This is a genomic window from Imperialibacter sp. EC-SDR9 (genome assembly GCF_902498805.1).
In the GTDB taxonomy this organism is placed as follows: Bacteria; Bacteroidota; Bacteroidia; order Cytophagales; family Cyclobacteriaceae; genus Imperialibacter.
This window is the reverse complement of the sequence record NZ_LR701573.1, coordinates 60328-85651: the sequence shown is the minus strand read 5'-3', so window position 1 is coordinate 85651 and position 25324 is coordinate 60328. Positions and strand designations below refer to the sequence as shown.

Here is a 25324-nt window from a genome sequence, read left to right as displayed (position 1 = left end):
AATTAAAAAATAGTAACGGGTTTTACACTCCCAGAAGAAGCCTGCTAGGATCTTCGAGCAGTTGCTTCACACGTACAAGGAAGCTGACAGACTCACGACCATCAATGATGCGGTGATCGTAAGAGAGGGCCACGTACATGATCGGCCTGACAACTACCTGGCCGTTTTCCACGACAGCCCTTTCTACTATATTGTGCATACCCAGAATAGCTGCCTGGGGCGCATTAATAATAGGTGTAGAAAGCATGGAACCAAAAATGCCTCCATTGGTAATGGTGAATGTACCGCCTTGCATTTCGTCAATGCTCAACTTTCCGTCTCTGGCTTTCAATGCCAGTCTCACTATTTCCTTTTCTATTTGATCGAAGCTAAGTGCTTCTGCATTTCTTATTACAGGCACAACAAGACCTTTTGGCGTGGACACCGCTATCGAAACGTCGGCATAATCGTTATACACGATTTCTTCCCCGTCGATCTGTGCATTTACGGCAGGCCATTCTTTCAACGCCATTGTAATTGCTTTGGTAAAGAATGACATAAAGCCCAGGCCAACTTCGTACTTTTCCTTGAAGCTGTCTTTGTATTTCTTTCTCAATTCCATTACCGGGCCCATGTTCACCTCATTGAAAGTAGTGAGCATGGCTGTCTCATTCTTTACAGAAACCAGCCTTCTTGAAATAGTCTTGCGAAGAGATGACATTTTCTCTCGTCTCTGCCCCCTTGAAACACCGCCACCGATTTGAGGTGCGGCATAGGACGGAGTTGCTGGCTTGCCAGCATCAGATTTTGGAGCTGCCGACTTTTCAGCTTTCATGGCATCTTCTTGCGTGATACGACCGTCAACTCCGGTTGCTTTCACATCAGAAGCAGAAAGTCCTTTCTCTGCCATAACCTTTGCTGCTGCCGGAGATGCATGCCCAGCTGCATAAGATGAACTGCCTGATGTTGTAGGAGCAGCAGCCGGGGCAGGGCTTTTGGCCTCCTCTTTAGCAACCGCACCTTCCATAACTTCAATTTTGCATATTAAAGCACCTATCTCAAGTGTTTCTCCTTCCTTGGCGATGACCTGAAGCTTGCCTGTAGCTTCGGCGGTGAGTTCAAAAGTGGCTTTGTCAGATTCAATTTCAGCGATTACTTCATCTAGCTGCACAATTTCGCCGTCCTTTTTGACCCAGGAAGATATGGTCACCTCATTGATGGACTCGCCAACCGTGGGGACATGCATTTCGATTGTCTCACCAGTCGATGTCGCCTCTTTAGCCGACGTTGACTTTTCTTCCTTTTTCTCTTCTTTTGCAGGAGCTGCACTATCGGTGTCAATACTGCATATAACAGCACCAATCTCAACAGTTTCTCCCTCTTTGACCAAAATCTTTATTTTTCCGGCTGACTCAGCGTTTAGCTCGAAAGTGGCTTTGTCAGATTCCAGCTCACACAGAAGTTCGTCCCTCTCCACAATGTCACCATCATTCTTTAACCACTTGGCAATGGTTACTTCGGTTATTGATTCCCCTACTGCGGGGATTTTAACTTCAAGGCTCATTATTTATTAGGGTTTAATTATGCAAATGCTTTTTGTACAATCTCTTCCTGCTCTTTGTTGTGCAGTTTGTAGTAGCCAGTGGCAGGAGAGGCTGCTGCTTTCCTTGAAACCAATTCCATTCTCACTTCAGGGAACATCCTTAGCAAGAAGGTCCAGGCACCCATATTTTCGGGTTCCTCCTGGGCCCACACGAGTTTGGCTCCTTTGTATTTATTGATTTCTGCGAGGATTTTCTTTCTCGGGAAAGGATGAAGCTGCTCCACACGAACAAGTGCAACGTCTTTTCTATTACTTTTCTGACGTTCGTCCAGTAGGTCAAAATAAATCTTGCCAGTGCACAGGATAAGCTTTTTCACGTCCTTCGCTTTCACTTCAGTGTCGCCAATTACCTCCTGGAAACCACCTTCAGTCAAGTCGCTGATTGGCGACATCACTAGCGGATGACGGAACAGCGATTTTGGTGACATTAATACGGCAGGCATTCGGAACGGCATTACCAACTGGCGACGCAGCATATGGAAGAAATTGGCAGGTGTAGTCAGGTTGCAGAAAAACATGTTGTTGCCAGAGCACATCTGAAGGAATCGCTCAGGGCGAGCATTGGAGTGCTCTGGCCCCTGACCTTCGTAGCCGTGAGGCAATAACAATACAAGGCCGTTCATTCGCTGCCATTTGGTATACGATGGCACGATGAACTGATCAGTCATCACTTGCGCACCGTTGGCAAAATCACCAAACTGCGCTTCCCAGATAACCAGCGCATTTGGGTTGGCCATGGCATAACCAAACTCAAAGCCAAGCACACCAAACTCTGAAAGCAATGAGTTGAAAATCCTGAACTTTTCCTGACCTTCCTCAATGTGATCCAAACTATTGTGGGGCTTATTAGTGACACTGTCACGCAACACAGAGTGCCTGTGAGAAAAAGTGCCCCTTTGCACATCCTGGCCAGTCATTCTGACAATCTTTTTCTCAAGAAGCAGCGACCCATAAGCCAGTAGTTCAGCAGTTGCCCAGTTGACAGACTTCTCTTCGAAAATCATCTCGGTGCGCTGCTTCAGCACTTTGTCAATTTGCTTCAATGGCTTGAAGCCCTTTGGAATAGTTGTGAGCGCCTTGCCTACTTTATCGATTACTTTCTGATCAACAGAAGTTTTAGGCGGATTTTCAAAATCATCTGGCTTTGAAATTCTTAGCTCCTGCCACTCCTTCTCCATTGGGGAATATTGATAAGGGAGCGGCTTTTGCTTCACCATGTTGAGCCTGTCCTGCAAAAGGTCTCTGAACTCCGAATCCATTTTGTCAGCCAGTTGGGCATCCACATCGCCTCTTTCTATCAAGTGCTTGTTATATACTTCCCGTGGGTTGGGGTGCTTCGATATAATATTGTAAAGCGATGGCTGGGTGAACTTCGGCTCATCACTTTCGTTGTGCCCGTGCCGACGGTAGCACACCATGTCAATAAACACGTCTCTTTGGAACTTCTGTCTGAACTCCACAGCCAGGTTAACACAGAAAATAACTGCCTCGGGCTGATCACCATTTACATGAAGTACTGGCGAGTCGATTACTTTAGCCACATCCGTACAGTAGATACTGGATCTGGCGTCGTCAAAGTCTGTTGTAAAGCCAACCTGGTTATTGATAACAAAGTGAATAGTACCACCTGTGGTATAACCATCCAGCTTACTCATTTGAACAACTTCGTATACTATGCCCTGGCCAGCCACAGCCGCATCTCCGTGGATAAGAATGGGAAGCACTTTTGTCGCATCATTTTTGAACTCCCGGTCGACCTTTGCTCTCAGAAACCCTTCCACTAACGGATCAACCGCCTCGAGGTGAGATGGGTTGGGCGCCAACCTGAGGTCTACTGTGTTGCCCGAAGGAGTTACTATCTGGCTGGAGTAGCCCATATGGTATTTTACATCACCATCGCCCATGGTCTGGTCGGTGGCTGCATTCCCTTCAAACTCATTGAATATCTGCTCATAGGTTTTCCCCATGATATTGGCCAGCACATTCAGCCTACCCCGGTGAGCCATGCCTATCATCACTTCCTGTACACCCAGTTCAGCTCCTTTATTAATTATTGCGTCAAGTGCTGCTATTGTTGTTTCGCCACCCTCCAGAGAGAATCTCTTTTGACCTACATATTTAGTGTGAAGGAAATTCTCGAAAACAACCGCCTCGTTCAGCTTCCTTAGTATCCTTTTTTTCTCGTCAATAGAAGGGTTAAAATTCAAGGCGTCGAATTCCACCTTCTTTTTGTACCACTCCAAAATATCCGGCTCCCTGATATACATATATTCGAAGCCGACGGCCCCTTCGTAAATCTGCTTAAGCGACTCAACAATTTTCCTAAGCGTCGCTTTCCCAATACCAATCGTCGCCCCCGACTGAAACTCAACATCAAGATCCGCTTCCGACAACCCGAAGTCACTAAGGTCAAGTAAGGCCTTCCGATCCTTCCTTTCCCTTACCGGATTGGTTTTGGATTTAAGGTGGCCACGTGTTCTGTAGGCATGAATAAGATTACTAACAGCGATCTCTTTGTCCGACACGCCTCCGGAGGTAGTGGCGGCTTGACCATTTTCTCCATACTTCGATTGAGAAAACTCAAATCCCTCAAAAAATTTCTGCCAGGTAATGTCTACTGACTCAGGGTCTTGTTTGTAACTTTGGTATAGTTCATCGATGTAAGACGAGTGTGCGTTGGCGATATAGGAATATTTATCCATGTTCTTGGGTGACGTTTAATTAGGTAAAGGTATATAATACATTAAACGTATTAAAACTGTATATTCGTTTTAACAAATATACATGCTATTTTGATTTAAAGGCTCATTTTTCTAGTCCAACCAACGGGCAGTTAAAGTCATCCGCACATTTCACTGCCGAACCAGTTATCAATTTGCTGTAGATGAGTTGCTTTTACAAAAAAATCACTAACTTTGCGATCCAATTTTCCGGACGGGTTCCGGAAGAGATTAAATAAAACGAACAAAAAATGGCAGTTAAAATCAGGTTAACACGTCGAGGACGTAAAAAACTTGCAATGTTTGATGTGGTTGTGGCCAACAGTACTTCGCCACGTGATGGTAAGTTCATCGAGAAATTGGGAACGTACAATCCAAATACCAATCCGGCAACAATTGTTTTGAATGATGAAAAGGCCTTTGACTGGGTGATGAAAGGTGCACAACCTTCTGACACCGTTAGAGCCATGCTTTCTTACAGAGGCATTCTTTTGAAAAAACACCTTCAAATCGGTGTGAACAAAGGAGCCATTACTCAGGAACAAGCTGATGCTAAGTTCGAAGAGTGGAAGAACCAACAAGACTCTAAAGTAACAGGTAAAGTTGAGTCTCTTGCTAAGAAGAAAGAAGACGAAAGAAAATCACGCCTTGCTGCTGAAACGAAAGTGAGCCAGGCAAGAGCTGAAGCTATTCGTAAGAAGGCTGAGGTTGCTGCTGCACCAGAGGCCAGCGAAGAAGCTGCTGTAGAAGCAACAGCGGTTGCGGAAGAAACTCCCGCTGCCGAGGTAGCTGAAACAGCGCCAGTGGTAGAGGAAACGCCTGTTGTAGAAGAGGCTCCGGTTGCGGAAGCACCTGCGGCAGAGGAAGCTCCTAAAGCGGAAGCTCCAGCCGAAGAGGCTCCTAAGGCTGACGCTCCGGAAGCAGAAGAGAAAAAAGAAGAGTAGTCCTTATGCATTTGGATGATTGCTTTCAGCTTGGGGTAATCACCAAAACCCATGGCACAAAGGGCGATGTTCAGGTTTGGATCGATTCGGACGACCCTGGGCATTACAAAAATCTGGAATCAGTTCTGTTGTTGATCAACAACGAGCTGGTTCCTTTTTTTTTAGAGCATTGGTCACTAAATGGCAAAAAAGCCATTGCCCGCTTCGATGAAGTGAGGTCTTTGGATGCGGCTGAGAAGCTTGCCGGCACGGAGGTCTACCTCCCAGAAAGCAGACTGCCGGCACTTTCCGAAGGGCAATATTTCTTCCACAACCTGGTAGGGCTTGAGGCAGTTGAAGAGGGCAAAGTATTGGGCACCATATCAAACATCCTTAACTTTCCGGGGCACGACGTGCTAGCCATCGATTGCCAGGGAAAGGAAGTGCTTGTGCCAATCAGCGATGATATTATTAAAGCGGTGGATTTAAAAGCGAAATCGGTTACCCTGCAGCTTCCCCCCGGTTTGCTTGATATATATTTAGATTCTTAGTCAGTCATGGTAAGATTCGATATTATTTCCTGCGTGCCTGAGCTGCTCAAAAGTCCATTTGAGCACAGCATTCTCAAAAGAGCCATCGACAAAGGCCTGACGGAAGTAAACGTGCACAACCTGAGAGACTACGCCGTTAACAAACATAAAACTGTTGACGATTATGCCTACGGCGGGGGAGCGGGAATGGTGCTGCAAATAGAACCCATCGACCGATGTATCCAGGCCCTCAAGTCCGAACGTACGTACGACGACATTATATATATGAGTCCTGATGGGGAGCTGCTGACCCAAAGGCTGGCCAACGGCCTGGCTATGAAAGGAAACATGATTTTGCTCTGCGGGCATTATAAAGGAGTGGACGAAAGAGTACGTCAGCACCTGGTTACCAGAGAAATCAGTGTTGGCGATTTTGTACTGTCGGGAGGAGAATTGGCCGCCGCCATTGTATGCGATGCAGTAATCAGGCTGATTCCTGGTGTGTTAAACGACGAAACCTCTGCACTTACCGACTCCTTTCAGGATGACCTCATAGCTCCGCCTGTTTACAGCAGGCCCGCCGACTACAAAGGCATGAAAGTGCCCGATGTGTTGCTTTCAGGAAATGACGCCCTCATTGATGACTGGAGACACGAGCAGTCGCTACAACGAACGAGAGAGAGAAGGCCAAATTTATTGTAGGCATTCATCAAAAGCACATTATCCCGTATTAATACAGACAATCTTTCGTTTTTTTGATTATTTAGAGGTCTCGATTTTTTATGGAAAACAAAAATATACGGATCAAAGATATCGCCCGCCTTGCCGGGGTGTCTGTGGGCACTGTGGACAGGGTGCTGCACAAGCGAGGCAAAGTATCCGATAAGGCGCTTGAGAAAGTTCATGCCATCCTTGACCAAATTGACTACAAGCCCAATCTCATCGCCAGAAGCCTTGGCCTCAACAGAACCTTTAGGGTGGCGGCTGTGCTGCCAGACCCCAAGCTTGACGCTTTCTGGGTGCAGTCGCACGAGGGGCTACAACAAAGTGAGCGAGAGTGGCAGCAGCAGGGACTTGTAATTGACTACTATTTTTATGACCTACATAACAAAGAATCGTACAACAAAGCGTTTGAAAACGCCATTGCTTCAAGCCCCGACGGTGCTGTAGTGGCACCACTATTCTACAAAGAGGCTCTGCCGTTTTTTGAAAAATTTCATAAAAATGAGGTGCCTTATATATTGTTCAACACACACATTGAACACCCACACCCGTTGTCCTTCATCGGGCAAGACCTGTATCAAAGCGGGCGGCTGGCCGCTGAATTGATTTCCCCCGGACTGGCCAGTGGCAAAAAACTGGCGATCTTACATATTCATGAGGATCTGCCAAATTCTGCCCACCTTTTGGACAAGGAAAAAGGCTTCAGAGAATATGTTGCTTCGATGTCTGATATAAAAGTGGAGGTAAACACCATCAACCTTGAAGCCCCGGAAAACCCCTCTTTTGAAGCGGACCTCAAAAAACTGTTCAGCGATCCACAGTTACACGGGGTTTACATAAGCACCTCCAAAGCCTATCAGGTAGTGGAGTTTATGAAAGCGACCGGCAAAAATGGCTGTAGAATCGTTGGCTATGATTTACTGGAAAAGAACCTTCATTTTCTTAAAGAAGGGTATATCAACTTCCTGATTAATCAAAACCCAAGCAAGCAAGCCTCCTTGTCTATCAGCCACCTCATCAATCACCTGGTGTTTAAGACAACTCCACCCAAGGAGGCCCTTTTACCCCTGGAAATCATCACCAAAGAAAATATTGACAGTTATAAGCCGGCACTTGCAGCACTTTAACCTGAAAAGAGAGATTTTTATTTGATTGTATTATTTGTGTTTAAAAACATAGTCGTATATTTGCAGTCCGTTTCAGAATACGGCTTAAATAGACAGTCATGAGCGAGTTGATAAAACTAGTTGAAGCAGAGTACCAGGAGAAGAGAAATTCACTGCCCGCATTTAAGGCAGGTGATACTATAAATGTACACGTGAAGATCACGGAAGGTAACAAAGAGCGTATCCAGCAGTTTCAGGGTACCGTTATCCAACGTAAGAATATCAGCACGAATGGAGAAACCTTTACCGTAAGAAAAGTATCTTCAGGTATTGGTGTGGAAAGAATTTTCCCGATTATGTCTCCAAGCGTTGAGAAAGTTGAATTGGTTCGTCAGGGATCAGTTCGCAGAGCCCGTCTTTACTACCTTCGTGGTAGAAAAGGAAAAGCCGCAAGGATCAAAGAAAAAATGTCCTAAGGGATTAAATAAAATAGCTGAAAAGCCAACTCTCGGGTTGGCTTTTTTCGTTTACTTGCTATTAGTTTTATGCTATGGAAATTCGTTTTCACAAATATCAGGGCACAGGTAACGACTTCATTCTCATCGATGACAGGGAACTCCAATTTCCTGATGACCTGACCGTTATAGAAACCCTGTGCCATCGCAGGTTTGGCATCGGCGCAGACGGACTCATTCTCATACGCAATCATCCCGACTACGACTTTGAAATGGTCTACTACAATTCCGACGGCACACAGAGCATGTGCGGGAATGGTAGCAGGTGCGCAGTGCACTTTGCGAAGTCTCTTGGCATGACCACCAGCAGAACTACTTTTCTGTCTACAGATGGCCCCCACAAAGCAACCATCAATGGAAACATTGTTTCTGTGCAGCTTTATGACGTTGACAGCATTGACGAACTTGCCGACGGCGCCTTCATCAACACCGGATCTCCCCACCATATTGCCTTCGTGGATGATGTCAAGAACTTTCCGGTTGTGCCAAAAGGAAAAGCTATTCGCTATAGCGAGGTCTATGCCCCCAAAGGCACTAATGTAAACTTCGTAGAGTTGGAGGATAGCAATGCTATTTTTGTGAGAACTTATGAAAGAGGGGTGGAAGATGAAACGCTATCGTGCGGCACTGGAGTCACAGCTTGTTCGCTCGCCGCATCACTCAAAGGGTATAAAAGCCCGGTAATAGTTCACACCCTGGGTGGAACCCTCGAGGTCAGTTTTTCGGTTAAGGAGGGTGGCTTTAGTGATATTTTCCTGAAGGGCCCGGCCACACCCGTTTACTCAGGCCTCATTGATGTGTAAATCTGTCAAGAAACACCTTGGCAATTAGTATCGAATTAGGAAAAAGCGGTTAATTTTAAGGTTTTAAAAAACGACGAAATGTTGAATATATTCACCAAAGGGGTAGCCAAACTTTTTGGAACAAAATCAGAGCGAGATATCAAGGAAGTCCTTCCGCTTGTTGAGCAAATCAAAAAAGAATTTGAGAAACTAAAGAGTATTTCTGACGATGAGCTGAGAGACAAAACCAGTCAGTTCAAAGCGTTCATCAAAGAGGGCAACGCCACTATCCAGAAGGAAATTGACGATTTGCATCAGAGGATAATCGACGAACCAGATTTGGATATCGACCAGAAAGATGACGTATTCAAAAGAATAGATCAACTCGAAAAAGATAAGAACAAGAAAATTGAAGATTCGCTGCTTAAACTGTTGCCAGAAGCTTTTGCCGTAGTGAAGGAAACTTCCAGGCGACTTGCTGAAAACAAGAAGCTGGTGGTTAAAGCAACGCTCCTTGATAAACAGATGGCAGCCACGAAGCCCCACATAAAAATCACTGGAGAGACCGCCGAATGGTCCAATAAATGGCTGGCAGCAGGCACCGAAGTGGAGTGGAACATGGTTCACTACGATGTGCAGCTAATTGGCGGTGTTGTACTGCACTCAGGTAAGATTGCCGAAATGACGACAGGTGAGGGAAAGACCCTTGTAGCTACTTTGCCTGCCTACCTGAACGCCCTTGCTGGCAAGGGTGTGCATATTGTCACAGTAAACGACTACCTGGCCAAGCGTGACTCAGAGTGGAACGCTCCCTTGTTCCAGTTTCATGGGCTAACGGTTGACTGTGTTGACAGGCACCAACCCAACTCCCAGGAAAGAAGAAACGCTTATCTCGCCGACATTACCTATGGCACCAACAACGAATTTGGCTTTGACTACCTGAGGGACAACATGGCCAGAAGCCCAGAGGAACTGGTGCAGCGGGAACATCATTACGCTATGGTGGATGAGGTTGACTCCGTCCTTGTGGATGAAGCCAGAACACCTCTTATCATTTCCGGGCCTATCCCTAAAGGAGACGAGCATGAGTTTTACGAACTGAAGCCCAGAATATTTAAGCTGGTTGAATCTCAACGCAAGCTATGTGCACAGTTTCTGAATGACGCCAAAAAACAAATTTCTGAGGGCAATGAGACAGATGGCGGCTTGTCGCTGTTCAGAGCTCACAGGGGGCTTCCCAAATACAAGCCTTTGATCAAATACCTCAGTGAAACAGGCATAAGAAATGTTCTTCAAAAAACGGAGAATATCTACCTGGCTGACAATCAACGGATGATGCCGGAGGCGGATGAGCCTTTGCTTTTTACCATTGAGGAAAAAAATAACTCTATCGAGCTGACTGAGAAGGGTGTCGATATGATTACAGGTGATGGCGAAGATCCCAATTTCTTCATTATGCCTGATATTGGGATGGAAATTGCAAAGCTTGAGGGTGACACCTCTCTTGCCGAAATCGATATCCTGAAAAAGAAAGAGTCGGTCATCAAAGACTACCAAATCAAAGCGCAGCGTATCCACACCGTTAATCAGCTGCTAAAAGCCTATACGCTTTTTGAAAAAGACACCGAGTATGTAGTGATTGACGGCAAAGTGAAGATTGTCGACGAGCAAACCGGCCGTATGATGGAAGGGCGCCGCTATTCAGACGGTCTTCACCAGGCAATTGAAGCGAAAGAAAGCGTGACCGTGGAAGATGCAACGCAGACTTATGCAACCATCACCCTGCAGAACTACTTCAGAATGTACCACAAGCTGGCCGGTATGACTGGTACGGCCGAAACCGAAGCTGGTGAACTTTGGGAGATTTACAAACTTGATGTGGTTGTCATTCCAACAAACAGACCGATCGTTAGGAAAGACATGGAAGACAAGGTCTACAAGACCATGCGTGAGAAGTTCAATGCTGTTATTGATGAAATTGTTGCGCTTACTGAAGCCGGTAGACCAGTGCTGGTGGGTACTACTTCTGTAGAAATTTCGGAAGTACTAAGCCGCATGCTCAATATCCGTAAAATTAAGCACAACGTACTAAACGCCAAGCAACACCAGCGAGAGGCGGAAATTGTGGCCGAAGCGGGCCACCCTTCTACCGTAACAATTGCCACCAACATGGCGGGGCGTGGTACGGATATAAAACTGACCGAAGAGTCGAAAAAAGCTGGAGGCTTGGCCATTGTAGGAACTGAAAGGCATGAATCGAGAAGGGTCGACAGGCAGTTGAGAGGCCGATCAGGCCGGCAAGGTGACCCAGGGTCTTCGCAGTTCTTTGTGTCGCTTGAAGACAACCTGATGCGGTTGTTCGGCTCAGACAGAATTGCTAAGTGGATGGACAGAATGGGATTGGAAGAAGGTGAAGTAATCCAGCATTCGATGATTACCAAGTCGATTGAAAGAGCTCAAAAGAAGGTAGAAGAGAACAACTTCGCCATGCGTAAGCGCCTCCTGGAATATGACGATGTCATGAACTCTCAACGAGAGGTAATCTACACCCGAAGAAAGAATGCCTTGTTTGGTGAAAGACTACAGCTCGACATCCTCAACATGATGTACGACACATCTGAGGACTTGGCTATATCGGCTACTGCTTCTCAAGACTATGATGGCTTTAGACTGAATGTGCTCAGCACCTTTGGCCTCGATATGCGTATCAGCCAGGAAGAATTTGCCGGTATCAAAAGCGACGCACTTGCTGCAAGACTTTACGACGAAGTGTTGGCACACTACACCACCAGAAAGGCTGCGATCCGGGAAAAGGCATTGCCAGTTCTTAAGCACACTCTTGACAATAAAGGAGCCACTGTAGTCGATATTCTTGTACCATTTACAGACGGGAAAAAGCAACTCGGCATTGTGGTTAATCTAAAGAAAGCGGTGGACACAGAGGGTAAGGAGATGGTGGCGGCCATGGAGAAAATGATCACCCTGGCGCTTATCGACCAAACCTGGAAGGAGCACCTTCGTGAGATGGATGACTTGAAGCAGTCTGTTCAAAATGCTGTATACGAGCAAAAAGACCCGCTTTTGATCTACAAATTTGAGGCGTTCGAGTTGTTCAAAGTATTCCTTGCCAAGGTAAATGAGGAAACAATGTCTTTCCTTATCAAAGCCGATATACCAAGCCAGGATCCGAACCAGGTAAGAGAAGCTCGCCAAACCCGCACGAAAAGTGATTACAAAGAGAGTAAGGAAGAGTCACGTTCTTTGCTGGAAGGAAAAGAGGGGCAACCTGTTGGTTCAAGGCCAGCAGTTACCCGCCCAGAGCCAATGAAGTCGCAGAAAGTGGCCGGAAGAAACGATCGGGTGACTGTGCAGTACACTGACGGCACTTTAAAAGAAGGCGTGAAATACAAAACTGTGGAGCAAGATGTGAACAACAACAAATGTGTTGTAATCAATATTGAAGACTAACCAGCTATGAATAGAGTCGTTTCTTTAGCACTTGGTGTTTTTATCCTGTATGGGTGTTCAAAAAAGGTGGTTCCCTCTTCTGGCGCCACTGACTCTTATTCTGAAGACTTGTCTATTTTACACCCGGTTATAATCAATGATGAAAACCTCCTTAAACCTACAGAAACAAGCAAATCGACGACCTCTATTGAACCACTAGACACACAATACGACATCACTCAAGAACTCGACAGCGTCGTCATGTTTATAGCCGAAAAAAACCTCCAGAAGAGAGTAGTTGACGGCTTTACAGTTCAGGTATACTCCGGGCCTAACAGAGACCAGGCAAATAATGCACGAGCACAGCTTCGTTCTATCGGACTGGACATTCCCTCCCAGGTTGTTTACGTTCAACCCAACTTTAAGGTAAAACTCGGGAAGTTTTATTCCAGGCTGGAGGCTAATCAGGTGTATGCACAGGTTCGGGAGGTATTCCCCAACGCTCTCCTACTTCCGGAAAAAATACCCGTAGAATAGATGAATTTGAAAGACAGAATCAAAACGCTTAGCAATCAGTTTTCGGAGGAAATTATCGGCGTACGAAGACATCTGCACGCTAACCCTGAGCTGTCCTTTGAGGAGTACAACACAGCAAGCTACATCAGAGAATTTCTTGGAAAGCTTCCCATTGACCAGTTGGACGAAATGGCCACTACTGGTACGGTGGCTATTATAAAGGGGAAAAATCCAGATAGAAAAATTGTAGCACTGAGGGCAGACATCGACGCTTTGCCCATTTTGGAAAAGAACACTGCACCTTATAAATCAACAAACGAGGGTGTTATGCATGCCTGCGGCCACGATGTTCATACCTCCTCACTTCTCGGTGTTGCCAAAATCCTCTGTGCGCTGAAGAATGAATTTGAGGGAACTGTTAAGCTTATTTTTCAACCTGGAGAAGAAAAACTACCGGGCGGTGCCAGCCTAATGATCAAAGAGGGAGTTCTGACTAATCCTTCCCCAAACAGTCTTTTCGGCCAACATGTGATGCCGCTGTTACCTGCGGGCACGGTAGGCTTTCGGCCTGGCATGTACATGGCCAGCGCTGACGAAATATATGTGACAGTGACAGGACAAGGCGGTCATGCAGCCATGCCTGAAACTTTGGTAGATCCTATCGTAGTGACTGCTTACATTATTACAGCATTGCAGCAGGTGGTTAGTAGAATGGCCAGCCCAAAGATACCTTCCGTGCTTTCGTTTGGCGATATTGAAGGGAAGGGAGCAACAAATGTTATTCCATCTGAGGTCAAGCTAAAGGGCACATTTAGAACCCTCAACGAAGAGTGGAGAATGGAAGCCCATGCGAAGATGAAAAAGATGGCTGAAGGAATAGCAGAGTCAATGGGTGCGACCTGCGACTTTAACATCATGAAGGGGTACCCCTTTCTTGCCAATGATGAGCAACTAACCAATCGCTCTAAATCATGGGCTGAAGAATTTCTGGGGAAAGACAAAGTTGTAGACCTTGATATTTGGATGGCTGCCGAAGATTTTGCCTTCTACTCTCATCACATAGATTCATGCTTCTATCGACTAGGCACCAGAAATGACGCTAAGGGCATCACCTCGGGAGTTCATACCCCCACGTTCGATATTGATGAAAGTGCTTTAGAGCTTGGCGTGGGGCTTATGACCTGGCTGGCTTTGAAAGAGCTGACTGTTTAAAGTTACCAGCCTATCAGGTCAAAAAACTCTTTCCTCATGTCGTCGTTGATCGACAAGGCGAGAAAAATGGAAATGACCAATCCAATACCGGCATACAGAGCATCCTTGCCTATCAGCTTCATGCTCTTTCTTATTCCCTTTCTGCGGCTGGACTTGTTTTTCTTCATGTAGTTGATCGCCAACTCACGGCCTCCCAAAAGCCCTATAAAGACCCAAGTGGTACTTATCGGAATCGTATTAACTACCTTCAGGTAGTAGAGGAGGCATGCATAAACCAGGTCGACTATTGTGGCGGCCCTCACATCAGTAATGTCTGCCTTCTCTTCCACAATCGACTGTATCTTGTCCCCTTTGAGGTAGAACAGCACACCTAGGCCAAGAAATATAAATGACGCAAATGCAACAAACTCCACAGTGTTTAACGCCCTTGGCAATACAACCGCTATGTTTGCAGCATCCTGCATGATCCAAACCGACCACAATGCCCCGCTGGTAAGCCATTGCATCGGCGCCCACCAGTGTGCCGGTTTTTTCTTAGCATATTTATCAAATAGCTGTGCGGTTAGGGTCCAAACAATGATGGCGATGACGAAAGCCAGTGCATAGCCCACAAGACTTTTTGATAAAATACCTCCGATGGAGCTAGCTTTGGTAGAGAAGGCACTCAACAGTAGGATTGAAGTTGATACCGGCATTCGAAGCCTTGTAAGGACCAGCAGGATTACCGGAGCGGCAACCTGAAGAAAGCTAAAGGATGTAGGTGCTACCTCAAGGCCTTTTGTATTCAACCGCTGATACGATACATCTCCACCATAAGTGATCCAGCTATAAGTAACTGTAACAAGGAAAATCAGTCCCATGAAAAGCCACAAGTGATACCACTTCCTATGGGAGTTTGAAGAAATAAAAGTGCCAATGGTTTGAATACTATCATTGGCAATGGCAGAATAGCCAGCCAAAGCAAACGCAACCCACATAGCCACCTCCTGATAGGGATACACCATGCCGCAGACAAACGTGATGGCAAGCAAAAAATAAAGATAGTTTCTCTCCTTTTTTGACACGCTAAACAATTTAAAAGCCCCTTTGCCTAGCTTTTGTGTAGTGATACTATCAGACGGTTTGGAAGACATCGCAGGTGTACGCTTAATTTGAAAGTTCCGGCAAAGCTAAATATAGTTTTTGTTACCACTGTTAAGAAAGTGTTAAGGCTTTTATTTTGTAGTCTTTGCATATTACTTAGCCTTATGAGCCATTGACGGTGAAAGCTCCCTGGCTAAAAAGATACCTCAACCTGCGCACGATACATCATTGAGCCGTCCCCTCCTTCAATTTCTATCCTTGTCAAGTCCGACTGTATTTTAAGAGAATGACCAACGATATATTTTGAGACGCCAAAAGTATATTGATGAATACCTGCTCGCAATGTTTCGACGGCTGGCAGCACTTCCGTAAACCTAAGGGCCAACTCGAAATTATTTTTGAGTAAGTATCCTGCTTGAATATTAAGGCCAGTGCCAGTATAATAAGTTCCGTCTGAAACTACGGGCCCGTTCGGTGCTTGCTTATTAACATACTCCGACATCACCGACCATCCTCTGTACTTAAAATGCATATCCACAAACACAGCCTGCAGAATCCTGTTTTCACTTAATACTCTACCCAACTGGCCTCTTTCCCTATTAGTGTTGTCGTTATAGTCGTAGACAATTCCAACCATCAGCTTTGGAGTCGATTCTCTTTTGAGGTCGGCTCCAACATAGTCGCCATTGCTCCTGAATCGCCCGAGGGGAAGCCACTCAAGTCTGGCCGTATAGTCGTATCCACCTTGATTCTCCTCGGAAATATTCCTGCCCTCCCCTATGGAAACCGCAGTTATTAAACCAAATGTCTTTCCATCATAGCGAACCTGAACTCCCCGGTCTCTGTCAAGATTGTATCTGGAGTTAAGAAAACTTCGGTCAACAAACTGTAACGATTGAGATGAAATTACCCGTTCCACGTTTCCGGGAAGTTTCGTTTGACCGACCCACAGGCTCCAGTTTCCATGGAAGTTGTATTTTATCACGGCATCAAGGATTTGCAGTGGCGCATAATTCGATTCAGAAACAATGTCCTGATTGCCAATGTCGCTACCACTCAAGCCCAACTCAATCTTGTATTGTATTTTTGGGTTATGCACAAACCCGTCAAACTTCAACCTTGCTCTCCTTATCAATAGGTTGTCTTTGTATTTGTCGAGCTCCATGTCGTATACTCCCTCATACAAAGTCTGAAACCTGGTGCTAAACTTCATCGAAAATGAAGAGTCTCTGGCAAATACTGAGATTCCGCTTCCGAATTTGCTTTCGGTAATGTCCTGTGCTTTGACAATACCTGGTAAAATGAACGATAGGGTTAAAAAGAAGGCTATTACAATGTTGATCACTCTCTGCATGAATCTTAGGTCGGTTGCTCTCGTAGGGAAGAGCTACAATGTTAAGAAATTGATAACTATATATTAACAAACCCTCATTTACTTAACAATTTAGAAACATCATTAATATTATCTTAACACAAGCAAGGTTACTGTTTTGGCTAACCAGATTATATGGTAAGTATGGTTAATGGCCAAAAAAAGGCACATTTTCCCTCAAATTTATGATCTCAAACCGGGCATTCACTGCCTTTAATAACGTGCAACTGGCCTTCACAATAGGCAAATCAGCTTGCTTCCCCAGTTCAAGCGTTTGAGCACAAGGTGAATTAACAATAGTTTCATATCGCTAACGGATTGAACAATTAGTTTTTGATAACTTTGCGGCTTGCTTCTTCTGGCAACAACTCTTCAATTGGATGACCGTCAAGAAAGTTTTAAACATAGACGAGGGAAAGCAGACTTCTGCGAAAAACCTGTACCGTAATATCGGGTACGTCCTCATCACTGTTTTCATCTTTCTCCTTTCCATCAATATGATGGGGCAAGCCTTCAACCAGCTCACTGAAACTGCTGCCCAATCCATCCTGTCTGCCACTTCCGACCCATTCGTTGGCTTGTTTATTGGCCTTCTGATTACAGCGCTTATACAAAGCAGTTCGTCAAGCACCACTATGATTGTGGCGGCCGTTGCTGTTGGCTCAATCTCATTTGAGGATGCCGTCCCCATTATTATGGGTGCCAATATTGGCACCACTATCACGTCATCAATTGTATCGCTTGGTTATATCACCAAGAGAAATGAGTTCAGAAAAGCCATTGCGGCTGGGGCAGTGCACGACATTTTCAACATCCTCACTACCATCATTCTTTTTCCACTAGAGCTAAAATACCACCTGCTTTCCCGCCTCTCTCGTGAAATAGCCTCCTCACTTAGTGGTGGAGATTTATTTTCGAAAAGCGGACCGATATTTAATATCAACACATTATTGTTTGATCCCATCAGCCACTGGGTAAGTCTTTGGATATCACACCCCATAGTTCTTCTCATTGTTTCATTTCTGGTACTGATAGGCTGCATCAAGCTGCTGTCGAATATCATCTACAAAAGACTGATCGGTCAGTCCAAGGTGAATTTTGAAAATATTGTTTTTAACAATCCTTTCAAGGCCTTTGGATGGGGAACCCTCCTCACGGCTGGCATTCAGTCGAGTTCCATCACTACTTCCCTTATTGTTCCTTTGGCAGCTACCCGCAAAATCTCCGTACAAAAAGCCTTCAACTTCATCCTGGAGCCAATGTTGGAACAACGATTACTGCCATTATTGCAGCACTGTTCAAGTCGGAAGAAGCCATAGCCGTGGCAATTGCCCACCTGTTGTTCAATTTAATCGGTGTCCTAATATTCCTGCCCTTCCCTGTTATTCGAAGGATTCCTGTTAAAATGGCTGAACTCCTTGGTAAATTTACGCTGAGGTACCGCATCGTGGGTTTTGCCTATATACTACTCACATTCTTTATCATCCCCTACAGCCTCATTCTGGCTCATAGGTCATTTACACACACAACTTCTCCTCCTGTCGAGCTAATTGATAAAAAGCCTGTCGAGGAACCTTAACCGTTTGATCAAAGTTTCATACCTTGAACGCTTAGTCCAAAGGAGGTATTTTTGTCAAAGTTTTGGAAAATAGATGAATTGATAGATTCCGTCACTGAGTATGTGCGGATAAAAATTGAGCTCGTCAAACTAAACATGATCGAAGAGCTCTCTGGAATTCTCGCTCAGCTGATAGCACTGTTTCTGATTCTCACGGTTTTTATGTTCTTCCTGTTTTTTGGAAGCATTACGCTGAGTACTTTTTTAAACTATCTTTGGAACAGCGCCTACCTTGGGTATGGCGCAGTTACGTGCTTCTATCTTCTTGCATTGCTTTTTTTCGTGTATCTGCTCCAATCCGGCAAGCTGAAAGATGCTGTTGAAAATCAGATTACCAAAGCAGTGAAAGAGAGGGAGGCCCTTACAGAAAAACCAATTGAAGAAGATGAGTAAAGCGGATATTACCAGGCGGAAGGAACAACTTCAGGAAATGGAGCGAAAGGCAAAAAAGAAACTCCAATCCGGAACCGACTCTGTTGAGCAAAATGTCTCCCGGGCTCTGAAAACCGGACTGATTATTGGCGGCGTCCTTTTCGCTGGATACCAGATAGCCAGACTTATCACATCGTCTTCCAGGAAAGAGGATCTTAAAAAAAAAGTCCTGACCAGCCAATACAACTAGTTGAAAAACCGCCAAAATCATTTTTTAAATTGACACTCAACAAAAGCATGGCGGCTCTTTGGGGGGTTTTACTTCAATTTGGCTTAAATTATATTCAAAAAAGAATACTGACGAATGAACCACCTACTGAGTCAACTGACACAGAAGAGTAACGAAGGCAAACGCTCACTGGGCATATTGATTGACCCTGACAAGGTGTCGGACAACAGCGCTTGCCTTAGGGTCATCAACATGTGTGTTGAAAATAAGGTTGACTATATTCTTGTGGGTGGCAGCCTTATGACCAAGAATAATTTTAGCCAGATCATCCAGCTTATAAAAGCAAATTCCAGTATTCCGGTGATTATTTTTCCAGGCAACTACTATCAAATAGACTCCAATGCCGACGCCATTCTTTTTCTTTCTTTGATCTCAGGGAGAAACCCAGAGTATTTGATAGGCCAGCATGTAATAGCTGCACCCATTTTAAAAAGGACGCACCTCGAAGTAATACCAGTCGGGTATATGCTGGTGAACAGCGGTCATGCTACTGCTGCGAGCTACATCAGCAACACCACACCCATTCCAACCGACAAGGTAAGCATCGCTGTTTCCACAGCAATGGCCGGCGAAATGCTAGGTTTACGAACAATTTATATGGACGCTGGCAGCGGGGCAGAGGCACCTATTCCTCCCAAAGTAATTACTGCCGTTAAGAAAAATATCAATGTTCCGCTAATTGTGGGTGGGGGAATCAGCTCGGTTCATTTGGCTATACAGGCTCTTCAGGCCGGAGCCGACATGCTTATTCTGGGAAACAGTGTGGAGGAAAACCCAAATCTATTGATTGAAGTATCAGAGAGAATTCATCACCTCAATCAAAAGCCTTTAAACATTAATTAAAGACTCTCTTCTTCGCATTTTACCTGCCGGGATACCAAACATCATTTTGAAACGACGGCAAAAGTAAGCAGTGTCTTTATATCCCACATCTTTACCTATTTCCCTGATGCTTTTCTTTGAGGTTCGCAAAAGGTTAACTGCCTTTTCCATTCGCTGGTACTCAATGTAGTCCTGCGGGTTAATACCGGTCAGCATTTTGAAGTACTGCCCCACATAATCTTCTGAAACATTGGCAACATTGGCCAAAATCTTATTGGAAAGGTCGTCACCAAGATTATCCTTGATATAGGCAAAGATATCAATCAGGCGAGGGTCTTTGAAGTAATTGCTATTAGTAGCCAGCTGCTCCACATACAGGTTGTGCTGAATGATATACCTGATGGCCTGCACAACCAATCTATCCGTTTCAAGCTTCACAATTCTATCTCTACCAAGCTTTCCGGAAAAGTGTTCAACAACGATGTCCTGAATCAATGAGCCCATCATTCCGTCTTTCATTACAAACGGCGGTATGTCAAGCGATGCAAAAAAGTTGACAGTGTCGAATACCTTTGCTTCGAAAGTGATGTAGCTAAAATTATCTCTGGTTTCTTCCTCCTGACTATAGCCCTTCACGCTCTCCAGGTACTTCTCTTTGTTGTTCAAAAAGTCGTCATTAGACAAGCTGATGGCCTTTCCTGAGCCATAAGTAATAGACGCCATTTTGCCGCCGGGTACAAAAAGCACCTCGCCGGCATGCACCTCTTCTTTGTCCTTACCAAACTTCAAAACCCCCTTGTGAACCAAAAAAATGGTGTTTTCAACGTCGTAAAAATTCTCTACCGTAACAGATTGAATTACATTGGTGTGGCGTGCCTTAATAAATCTGATACTAAGAGATTCAATAATTTTATTATACTCTTCCATGAATCATACAATTTGCGAGAGCGGGTGGCAATAGAAAAAATTAACAATGAATTTGTATAAAACTAATACAAATATGATTTAATAACAAAATACCTAGCTCAAATATGAATTAAAAAGGAACTCAATTTTTGAGCAACCCTCTGGAAATTACAATTTTCTGAATTTCTGACGTCCCTTCGTAAATCTGCGTGATTTTTGCATCCCTCATAAGCCGCTCAACATGGTACTCTTTCACGTAACCATATCCGCCATGAATCTGCACTGCTTCCACCGTCGTCTTCATCGCTACATCGGATGCAAAAAGTTTGGCCATCGCACTGGCCTGACTAAAATCGGCCTTCTGATCCTTTAATTGCGCTGCCCTAAGACAAAGCAACCTGGCAGCTTCAATATCAGTAGCCATGTCAGCAAGTTTGAACTGAATGGCCTGGTGTTCAGCGATGCTTTTCCCAAAAGCCTTTCGTTCTTTCGCATAGGCAATTGACAACTCCATCGCCCCGGAGGCAATTCCGAGCGCCTGGGAAGCTATGCCAATTCTACCGCCGTTAAGCGTGCTCATGGCAAACGAAAAGCCAAATCCATCGTCGCCGATCCTGTTTGCTTTTGGCACCTTCACATCCTGAAACATCAGCGAATGAGTATCAGACCCTCTGATGCCAAGCTTATTTTCCTTTTTCCCAACAACAAAGCCCTCCATCCCCTTCTCCACTATCAAGGCGTTGATTCCTTTGTGGGCCTTGGAAGCATCGGTTTGTGCCATTACGATATAGACGGACGCACTGTTGCCATTCGTGATCCAGTTCTTTGTTCCGTTGAGCAGGTAGTAGTCACCCTTGTCCTCAGCCGTGGTTCGTTGCGAGGTGGCGTCCGACCCAGCTTCCGGCTCTGAAAGGCAAAACGCCCCAATTATTTCACCTTTGGCTAACCTGGTAAGGTATTTCTGCTTTTGTTCTTCATTGCCATATTTTTCGAGGCCCCAGCACACCAGTGAATTGTTCACCGACATGCAAACGGAGGCTGAAGCATCAATTTTCGATATCTCCTCCATGGCCAGCACGTAGGACACGGTGTCCATACCACTCCCGCCATATTTCGGATCCACCATCATCCCCATAAAACCAAGCTCACCCATCATCTTGACTTGCTCAGCCGGAAATTTTTGATGCTCATCTCTTTCAATTACTCCGGGAAGCAATTCATTCTGCGCAAAATCTCTTGCGGCATCTCTTACTGCCAGCTGCTCTTCAGTCAAATCAAATTTCATCATCAGTTATGTGCGGGTTATTGTATGAGCTAAAAATAAACAAAAAAGGACTTGAGCCATGCCCAAGTCCCCATCATTTCTTTAAATTATTTTGTTAATCTCTGCTCATGCCCAGGTAGGACAGAATAAAGTAAAACAGCGTAACCAGCGCCGACAATGCAGCCACCACATAAGTCATTGCGGCCCATTTCAATGCATCTTTTGCCATTTCGTGCTCTTTTGACGTCACAATACCTTTGCGGTCAATCCAGGCCAGCGCCCTGCTACTCGCATCGAACTCAACCGGGAGGGTAACGAAAGCAAACAAGGTGAATACAAAGTAACAACCTATAATGATCAGAAGTCCTGTTTGCATAAATCCCTGCAGGAAGAATGAACCAAACAACATGGCCATGAATATAATATTCATTACCCTGGCTGTAACGTTCTGCACTGGCACCATCGCTGATCTGAACTCAAGGAAGCTATATGCAGTAGCATGTTGCACAGCGTGGCCGCATTCGTGTGCAGCCACTGCAGCGGCGGCGGCGGATCTGCCATGGTATACTTCAGGGCTCAGATTGACCGTTTTATTGGCCGGATTGTAATGATCCGTCAACTGGCCTTCTACCGACACCACTTTCACGTCATATATGCCATGATCTGCCAGCATTTTTTCGGCAATTTCACGGCCACTAAGGTTAGAAGCTAACCCAACCTGAGAGTACTTTTTAAATTTATTTTTCAGCTTGTTACTCACCGACCAGCTGATAATCATAAATACAACACCAATCAGAAGAAGCATCATAAGTTTTTATCGTTTAGCTTAATTTTATTCACAAATGTAGTAGTAGAATACCCATCTATCAATGGGAGTGGAATAACTTTTCCACCGTGCTTCAAAACAAAATCGGCACCTACAATAGTTTCAACAGTGTAGTCACCGCCTTTCACTAAAATATCTGGTTGAAGGGCTTCGATCAGCTCTTTCGGCGTTTCCTCATCAAAAAAGACCACCAAATCGACGAAACCGAGAGCGGCCATTACCCTGGCCCTGGATGCCTCATTCACGATAGGCCTTTCCGGCCCTTTCAGTCGCTGAACCGACGCATCCGTGTTCAGCGCCACTACCAGCTTGTCGCCAAGTTGCCTCGCCCTTTCAAGATAGTCGACATGACCAAGGTGCAGGATATCGAAACATCCATTGGTAAACACCACTGAAAGCCCTTCGGCATGCCAACTAGATACCTGGCTACTGGCCGCCTTCCGATCCTTGATTTTCGACGCTGTTTTCAATTTGGTTCTTTACTGGTAAAAGCACTGCCACAAGAATCGATACGCCTCCCAACACCAGGATGGTTACGACCTGTGACGTATGAAGCAGTGTAGCAAAAAATACGCCTGTTTGCTCTCCGATGCCATACCACAGTAAAATTCCTGCCACAAAGGCATGATATGTGCCAATTCCTCCCTGAACTGGCATGGCCATGCCAATTCCACCCATCGCCAATAGCACCAGACCTGCCTTTAAGTCAAGCCATGCTGTCTCTTCCATAGAGAATACGATAACGTACGACATAAAAAAGTAAGTCGCCCACATAGCCACAGTGCTCAGAATAAAAAGAGCAGGAGACTTAAGTTTAGTTATGCTGCCGATGCCATGGCCCAGGTTGACAAGGAATTCCTTGAGCTTTGCGAAGGCCGGCATTTTTTGAAACCTTTTGATCATAAAATAGATAAGAACAACCACTGTAGCGATAATCACCACCGTAATGATTAGTTGCGTGGCCGAAAGCCCTGCCCATAGTCTGCTGAACATATCGCCAAGCAACGACGATATTTTACCAAACTCGACTAGCATAGCGCCGGCCAGCACCGATAAGAGGGAGATTAGATCAACCCCTCTCTCTGTAACCACAGTGCCTATGGAGGTAGACATGGGGATGTTGTCTGTCCTTCTGAGGATAGCACATCGGCTAACCTCCCCCATCCTGGGAAACGCCATGTTGGCCAAATAACCTACCATGACTGCTAAAAATAGCCTGAAAGTACTAACCGATACATCAAGAGACTTGAACAGCAGGTTCCATCTGTAGGCCCTTACCCAATAACCAAAAAAAGATATGCCAATAGACAGGTACACCCAGCCGTATTCTACCTTGTTAAGCTGTGACATGAAGTCATCCAGGTCGATGTCCTTAAAAAGCCACCAAAGGAGAGCAAAGGCAAGGGCGAGGGTTAAAACGTATCGGACAACACTGGTGATAGTTTTTCTCAACTGATTAGTTTGTTATTGTCGTCAGGGAAAATGAGTGTCGGCTTAAAAGCTTTAGCCTCTTCAAAATCCAGGTGACAGTAGGAAATGATTATTACGACGTCGCCTACCTGCGCCTTCCGGGCTGCCGGCCCATTGAGGCAAATCTCCCCACTTCCGGCATCTCCCTTAATCACATAGGTTTCAAGGCGTTCACCATTATTAACATTCACGATCTGCACCTTTTCATTCTCAATAAGGTTGGCAGCCTTCATCAGGTCTTCATCAATTGTGATGCTGCCCACATAGTGAAGCTCCGCCTGAGTAATTCGAACTCTGTGAATTTTTGACTTAAGAATTTCAATCTGCATTTTCTTATTCAGTTTCTTCCTGAAGGAAGATATTATCAATCAATCGAACGTCACCCACATACCCTGCAATGAACAAGGAAACAGGTACATTCGTCTCAACACTTTGTACAGGCTCTAAAGTTTCACGGTTCGCTATTTCAAAGTATTCAAGTCTTACTTCAGGCAGGCGATCAAATGCTTGCCTGACGGAAGCAACTGCTCCCTCTACACTCTCTCCCGCAAGAAGTTTTTCTCTCGCCATATACAGGCTTTTGCTGAAAATCACCGCTAACGATCGTTCCTTCTCACTCAAACGTTGATTTCTTGAAGACATAGCCAACCCATCTGGCTCTCTCACTGTCGGTACAGAAATAATTTCTGAGAAGAAGTGTAAATCTCTGACCAACTGCTTAATAATAAGCACCTGTTGCCAATCCTTCCTGCCGAAAAAGGCCTTTTGTGCCGGCACCACGTGCAGCAGCTTCGAAACGACAAGGGCAACACCCTCAAAATGACCCGGGCGATAGTGCCCCTCCATAGATTTTTGCAGGCCGGGGAACGTTATCTTCACCTCAGGAGTCCCCGGGTACATATCGCCATCTGACGGCGCAAAAACGATATCACATCCCGACTGCCTCAGCTTCTCTGCATCACTATCAAATGACTTTGGGTATTTCTTGAAGTCCTCTTCGTTGTTGAACTGTGTTCGATTTACAAAGATGCTAACCACAACAAAATCACAGGACAACTTTGCCTGTCTGACCAGCTCCATGTGTCCATCGTGCAAGGCCCCCATCGTAGGAACAAACCCTATGTTTTTCCCCTCCACAGTCAGAGAAAGTATCTTTTTTCGACATTCTACAGGGGACGTTACTATCTCCACAGCACTGATTATGAGTGAGCTAAAGGGCAGCAAAACTAAGTTATAAAAGGGAATA

At 45.3% G+C, this 25324-nt stretch carries 25 protein-coding genes; 14 read left to right on the top strand and 11 right to left on the bottom strand.

What is annotated here, in order from left to right; genetic code table 11:
* Positions 1 to 22: 22 nt before the first annotated feature.
* Together odhB and GC130_RS00440 are read right to left on the bottom strand one after the other, a co-directional pair.
* The gene (odhB, locus tag GC130_RS00445) at positions 23 to 1543 is read right to left on the bottom strand and encodes a 2-oxoglutarate dehydrogenase complex dihydrolipoyllysine-residue succinyltransferase (RefSeq protein WP_151996275.1); all 1521 of its coding nucleotides are present in this window, start codon (positions 1541 to 1543) and stop codon (positions 23 to 25) included.
* Positions 1544 to 1560: 17 nt separating this feature from the next.
* Positions 1561 to 4284 carry a 2-oxoglutarate dehydrogenase E1 component gene (locus GC130_RS00440; protein ID WP_151996274.1) on the bottom strand — a complete coding sequence of 908 codons (2724 nt, stop codon included), beginning with the start codon at positions 4282 to 4284 and terminating at the stop codon, positions 1561 to 1563.
* A 269-nt stretch (positions 4285 to 4553) separates the two neighbouring features.
* On the opposite strand from GC130_RS00440, the gene GC130_RS00435 reads away from it, so the two are divergent.
* The 9 genes from GC130_RS00435 (at position 4554) to GC130_RS00395 (ending at position 14056) form a co-directional block, all read left to right on the top strand.
* Positions 4554 to 5246: a 30S ribosomal protein S16 gene (locus GC130_RS00435; protein ID WP_151996273.1), complete on the top strand. Its 693-nt coding sequence runs from the start codon at positions 4554 to 4556 to the stop codon at positions 5244 to 5246.
* Positions 5247 to 5251: 5 nt separating this feature from the next.
* Positions 5252 to 5776 carry a ribosome maturation factor RimM gene (gene rimM, locus GC130_RS00430; RefSeq protein ID WP_151996272.1) on the top strand — a complete coding sequence of 175 codons (525 nt, stop codon included), beginning with the start codon at positions 5252 to 5254 and terminating at the stop codon, positions 5774 to 5776.
* 6 nt (positions 5777 to 5782) lie between these two features.
* Complete coding sequence (gene trmD / locus GC130_RS00425) at positions 5783 to 6457, top strand: tRNA (guanosine(37)-N1)-methyltransferase TrmD (RefSeq protein ID WP_151996271.1); 675 nt, start codon at positions 5783 to 5785, stop codon at positions 6455 to 6457.
* An 80-nt stretch (positions 6458 to 6537) separates the two neighbouring features.
* Positions 6538 to 7605: a LacI family DNA-binding transcriptional regulator gene (locus GC130_RS00420; protein WP_151996270.1), complete on the top strand. Its 1068-nt coding sequence runs from the start codon at positions 6538 to 6540 to the stop codon at positions 7603 to 7605.
* 98 nt (positions 7606 to 7703) lie between these two features.
* Entirely contained in the window at positions 7704 to 8060 is a 357-nt protein-coding gene (gene rplS, locus GC130_RS00415) for a 50S ribosomal protein L19 (protein WP_151996269.1), read from the top strand.
* A 74-nt stretch (positions 8061 to 8134) separates the two neighbouring features.
* Positions 8135 to 8902: a diaminopimelate epimerase gene (dapF, locus tag GC130_RS00410; protein WP_151996268.1), complete on the top strand. Its 768-nt coding sequence runs from the start codon at positions 8135 to 8137 to the stop codon at positions 8900 to 8902.
* Positions 8903 to 8980: 78 nt separating this feature from the next.
* Positions 8981 to 12349, top strand: a complete 3369-nt coding sequence (secA, locus tag GC130_RS00405) for a preprotein translocase subunit SecA (RefSeq protein WP_151996267.1) — start codon at positions 8981 to 8983, stop codon at positions 12347 to 12349.
* A gap of 6 nt (positions 12350 to 12355) precedes the next feature.
* On the top strand, positions 12356 to 12865 hold the full coding sequence (locus GC130_RS00400) for an SPOR domain-containing protein (RefSeq protein WP_151996266.1): 510 nt from the start codon (positions 12356 to 12358) through the stop codon (positions 12863 to 12865).
* Positions 12866 to 14056, top strand: coding sequence for a M20 family metallopeptidase (locus GC130_RS00395; RefSeq protein ID WP_151996265.1), 1191 nt, complete (start codon positions 12866 to 12868; stop codon positions 14054 to 14056). It abuts the gene before it with no gap.
* 2 nt (positions 14057 to 14058) lie between these two features.
* Here GC130_RS00395 and GC130_RS00390 read toward each other — a convergent pair whose 3' ends face one another.
* Both GC130_RS00390 and GC130_RS00385 read right to left on the bottom strand, forming a co-directional pair.
* On the bottom strand, positions 14059 to 15189 hold the full coding sequence (locus GC130_RS00390; protein WP_151996264.1) for a hypothetical protein: 1131 nt from the start codon (positions 15187 to 15189) through the stop codon (positions 14059 to 14061).
* Positions 15190 to 15332: 143 nt separating this feature from the next.
* The gene (locus tag GC130_RS00385; RefSeq protein WP_151996263.1) at positions 15333 to 16493 is read right to left on the bottom strand and encodes a porin; all 1161 of its coding nucleotides are present in this window, start codon (positions 16491 to 16493) and stop codon (positions 15333 to 15335) included.
* Between the two features lie 398 nt (positions 16494 to 16891).
* On the opposite strand from GC130_RS00385, the gene GC130_RS00380 reads away from it, so the two are divergent.
* The 5 genes from GC130_RS00380 to GC130_RS00365 all read left to right on the top strand — a co-directional run bounded on the left by GC130_RS00380 (position 16892) and on the right by GC130_RS00365 (position 19633).
* The gene (locus GC130_RS00380) at positions 16892 to 17830 is read left to right on the top strand and encodes a Na/Pi symporter (RefSeq protein ID WP_226940348.1); all 939 of its coding nucleotides are present in this window, start codon (positions 16892 to 16894) and stop codon (positions 17828 to 17830) included.
* Between the two features lie 86 nt (positions 17831 to 17916).
* Positions 17917 to 18090 carry a hypothetical protein gene (locus tag GC130_RS28795; RefSeq protein WP_226940347.1) on the top strand — a complete coding sequence of 58 codons (174 nt, stop codon included), beginning with the start codon at positions 17917 to 17919 and terminating at the stop codon, positions 18088 to 18090.
* 51 nt (positions 18091 to 18141) lie between these two features.
* Entirely contained in the window at positions 18142 to 18522 is a 381-nt protein-coding gene (locus GC130_RS00375) for a phage holin family protein (protein ID WP_151996262.1), read from the top strand.
* Entirely contained in the window at positions 18515 to 18751 is a 237-nt protein-coding gene (locus GC130_RS00370; protein WP_151996261.1) for a hypothetical protein, read from the top strand. The genes GC130_RS00375 and GC130_RS00370 overlap by 8 nt, the downstream gene beginning before the upstream one ends.
* 114 nt (positions 18752 to 18865) lie before the next feature.
* On the top strand, positions 18866 to 19633 hold the full coding sequence (locus tag GC130_RS00365; RefSeq protein WP_151996260.1) for a geranylgeranylglyceryl/heptaprenylglyceryl phosphate synthase: 768 nt from the start codon (positions 18866 to 18868) through the stop codon (positions 19631 to 19633).
* Here the strand turns inward: GC130_RS00365 and GC130_RS00360 are convergent.
* From GC130_RS00360 to panC, 7 genes are all read right to left on the bottom strand, one after another.
* Complete coding sequence (locus GC130_RS00360) at positions 19619 to 20539, bottom strand: AraC family transcriptional regulator (RefSeq protein ID WP_151996259.1); 921 nt, start codon at positions 20537 to 20539, stop codon at positions 19619 to 19621. The genes GC130_RS00365 and GC130_RS00360 overlap by 15 nt on opposite strands.
* Before the next feature lie 121 nt (positions 20540 to 20660).
* Positions 20661 to 21803 carry an acyl-CoA dehydrogenase gene (locus GC130_RS00355; protein WP_151996469.1) on the bottom strand — a complete coding sequence of 381 codons (1143 nt, stop codon included), beginning with the start codon at positions 21801 to 21803 and terminating at the stop codon, positions 20661 to 20663.
* Between the two features lie 94 nt (positions 21804 to 21897).
* Positions 21898 to 22587, bottom strand: coding sequence for a zinc metallopeptidase (locus GC130_RS00350; protein WP_151996468.1), 690 nt, complete (start codon positions 22585 to 22587; stop codon positions 21898 to 21900).
* Positions 22587 to 23078 (bottom strand): D-glycero-beta-D-manno-heptose 1-phosphate adenylyltransferase, encoded by a 492-nt coding sequence (rfaE2, locus tag GC130_RS00345; protein ID WP_151996258.1) that lies wholly within the window; start codon positions 23076 to 23078, stop codon positions 22587 to 22589. Before rfaE2 ends, GC130_RS00350 begins: the two co-directional genes overlap by 1 nt.
* Positions 23035 to 24060 carry a lysylphosphatidylglycerol synthase transmembrane domain-containing protein gene (locus GC130_RS00340; RefSeq protein ID WP_151996257.1) on the bottom strand — a complete coding sequence of 342 codons (1026 nt, stop codon included), beginning with the start codon at positions 24058 to 24060 and terminating at the stop codon, positions 23035 to 23037. Before GC130_RS00340 ends, rfaE2 begins: the two co-directional genes overlap by 44 nt.
* Positions 24057 to 24407, bottom strand: coding sequence for an aspartate 1-decarboxylase (panD, locus tag GC130_RS00335; RefSeq protein ID WP_151996256.1), 351 nt, complete (start codon positions 24405 to 24407; stop codon positions 24057 to 24059). The genes GC130_RS00340 and panD overlap by 4 nt, the downstream gene beginning before the upstream one ends.
* A gap of 4 nt (positions 24408 to 24411) precedes the next feature.
* Positions 24412 to 25269 carry a pantoate--beta-alanine ligase gene (gene panC, locus GC130_RS00330; RefSeq protein WP_201568622.1) on the bottom strand — a complete coding sequence of 286 codons (858 nt, stop codon included), beginning with the start codon at positions 25267 to 25269 and terminating at the stop codon, positions 24412 to 24414.
* Positions 25270 to 25324 lie beyond the last annotated feature (55 nt).

Excerpts from the sequence above, each read along its gene's own strand:
- GC130_RS00395 (WP_151996265.1), top strand. The coding sequence starts at position 12,866 with ATGAATTTGAAAGACAGAATCAAAACGCTTAGCAATCAGTTTTCGGAG.
- GC130_RS00360 (WP_151996259.1), bottom strand. The coding sequence starts at position 20,539 with ATGGAAGAGTATAATAAAATTATTGAATCTCTTAGTATCAGATTTATT.
- rimM (WP_151996272.1), top strand. The coding sequence starts at position 5,252 with ATGCATTTGGATGATTGCTTTCAGCTTGGGGTAATCACCAAAACCCAT.
- dapF (WP_151996268.1), top strand. The coding sequence starts at position 8,135 with ATGGAAATTCGTTTTCACAAATATCAGGGCACAGGTAACGACTTCATT.
- GC130_RS00435 (WP_151996273.1), top strand. The coding sequence starts at position 4,554 with ATGGCAGTTAAAATCAGGTTAACACGTCGAGGACGTAAAAAACTTGCA.
- GC130_RS00380 (WP_226940348.1), top strand. The coding sequence starts at position 16,892 with ATGACCGTCAAGAAAGTTTTAAACATAGACGAGGGAAAGCAGACTTCT.
- GC130_RS00355 (WP_151996469.1), bottom strand. The coding sequence starts at position 21,803 with ATGAAATTTGATTTGACTGAAGAGCAGCTGGCAGTAAGAGATGCCGCA.
- trmD (WP_151996271.1), top strand. The coding sequence starts at position 5,783 with ATGGTAAGATTCGATATTATTTCCTGCGTGCCTGAGCTGCTCAAAAGT.
- GC130_RS00365 (WP_151996260.1), top strand. The coding sequence starts at position 18,866 with ATGAACCACCTACTGAGTCAACTGACACAGAAGAGTAACGAAGGCAAA.
- GC130_RS00400 (WP_151996266.1), top strand. The coding sequence starts at position 12,356 with ATGAATAGAGTCGTTTCTTTAGCACTTGGTGTTTTTATCCTGTATGGG.
- rplS (WP_151996269.1), top strand. The coding sequence starts at position 7,704 with ATGAGCGAGTTGATAAAACTAGTTGAAGCAGAGTACCAGGAGAAGAGA.
- panD (WP_151996256.1), bottom strand. The coding sequence starts at position 24,407 with ATGCAGATTGAAATTCTTAAGTCAAAAATTCACAGAGTTCGAATTACT.
- secA (WP_151996267.1), top strand. The coding sequence starts at position 8,981 with ATGTTGAATATATTCACCAAAGGGGTAGCCAAACTTTTTGGAACAAAA.
- GC130_RS00385 (WP_151996263.1), bottom strand. The coding sequence starts at position 16,493 with ATGCAGAGAGTGATCAACATTGTAATAGCCTTCTTTTTAACCCTATCG.
- GC130_RS00420 (WP_151996270.1), top strand. The coding sequence starts at position 6,538 with ATGGAAAACAAAAATATACGGATCAAAGATATCGCCCGCCTTGCCGGG.
- GC130_RS00440 (WP_151996274.1), bottom strand. The coding sequence starts at position 4,284 with ATGGATAAATATTCCTATATCGCCAACGCACACTCGTCTTACATCGAT.
- GC130_RS00390 (WP_151996264.1), bottom strand. The coding sequence starts at position 15,189 with ATGTCTTCCAAACCGTCTGATAGTATCACTACACAAAAGCTAGGCAAA.
- GC130_RS00370 (WP_151996261.1), top strand. The coding sequence starts at position 18,515 with ATGAGTAAAGCGGATATTACCAGGCGGAAGGAACAACTTCAGGAAATG.
- GC130_RS00350 (WP_151996468.1), bottom strand. The coding sequence starts at position 22,587 with ATGCTTCTTCTGATTGGTGTTGTATTTATGATTATCAGCTGGTCGGTG.
- GC130_RS28795 (WP_226940347.1), top strand. The coding sequence starts at position 17,917 with ATGGCTGAACTCCTTGGTAAATTTACGCTGAGGTACCGCATCGTGGGT.
- odhB (WP_151996275.1), bottom strand. The coding sequence starts at position 1,543 with ATGAGCCTTGAAGTTAAAATCCCCGCAGTAGGGGAATCAATAACCGAA.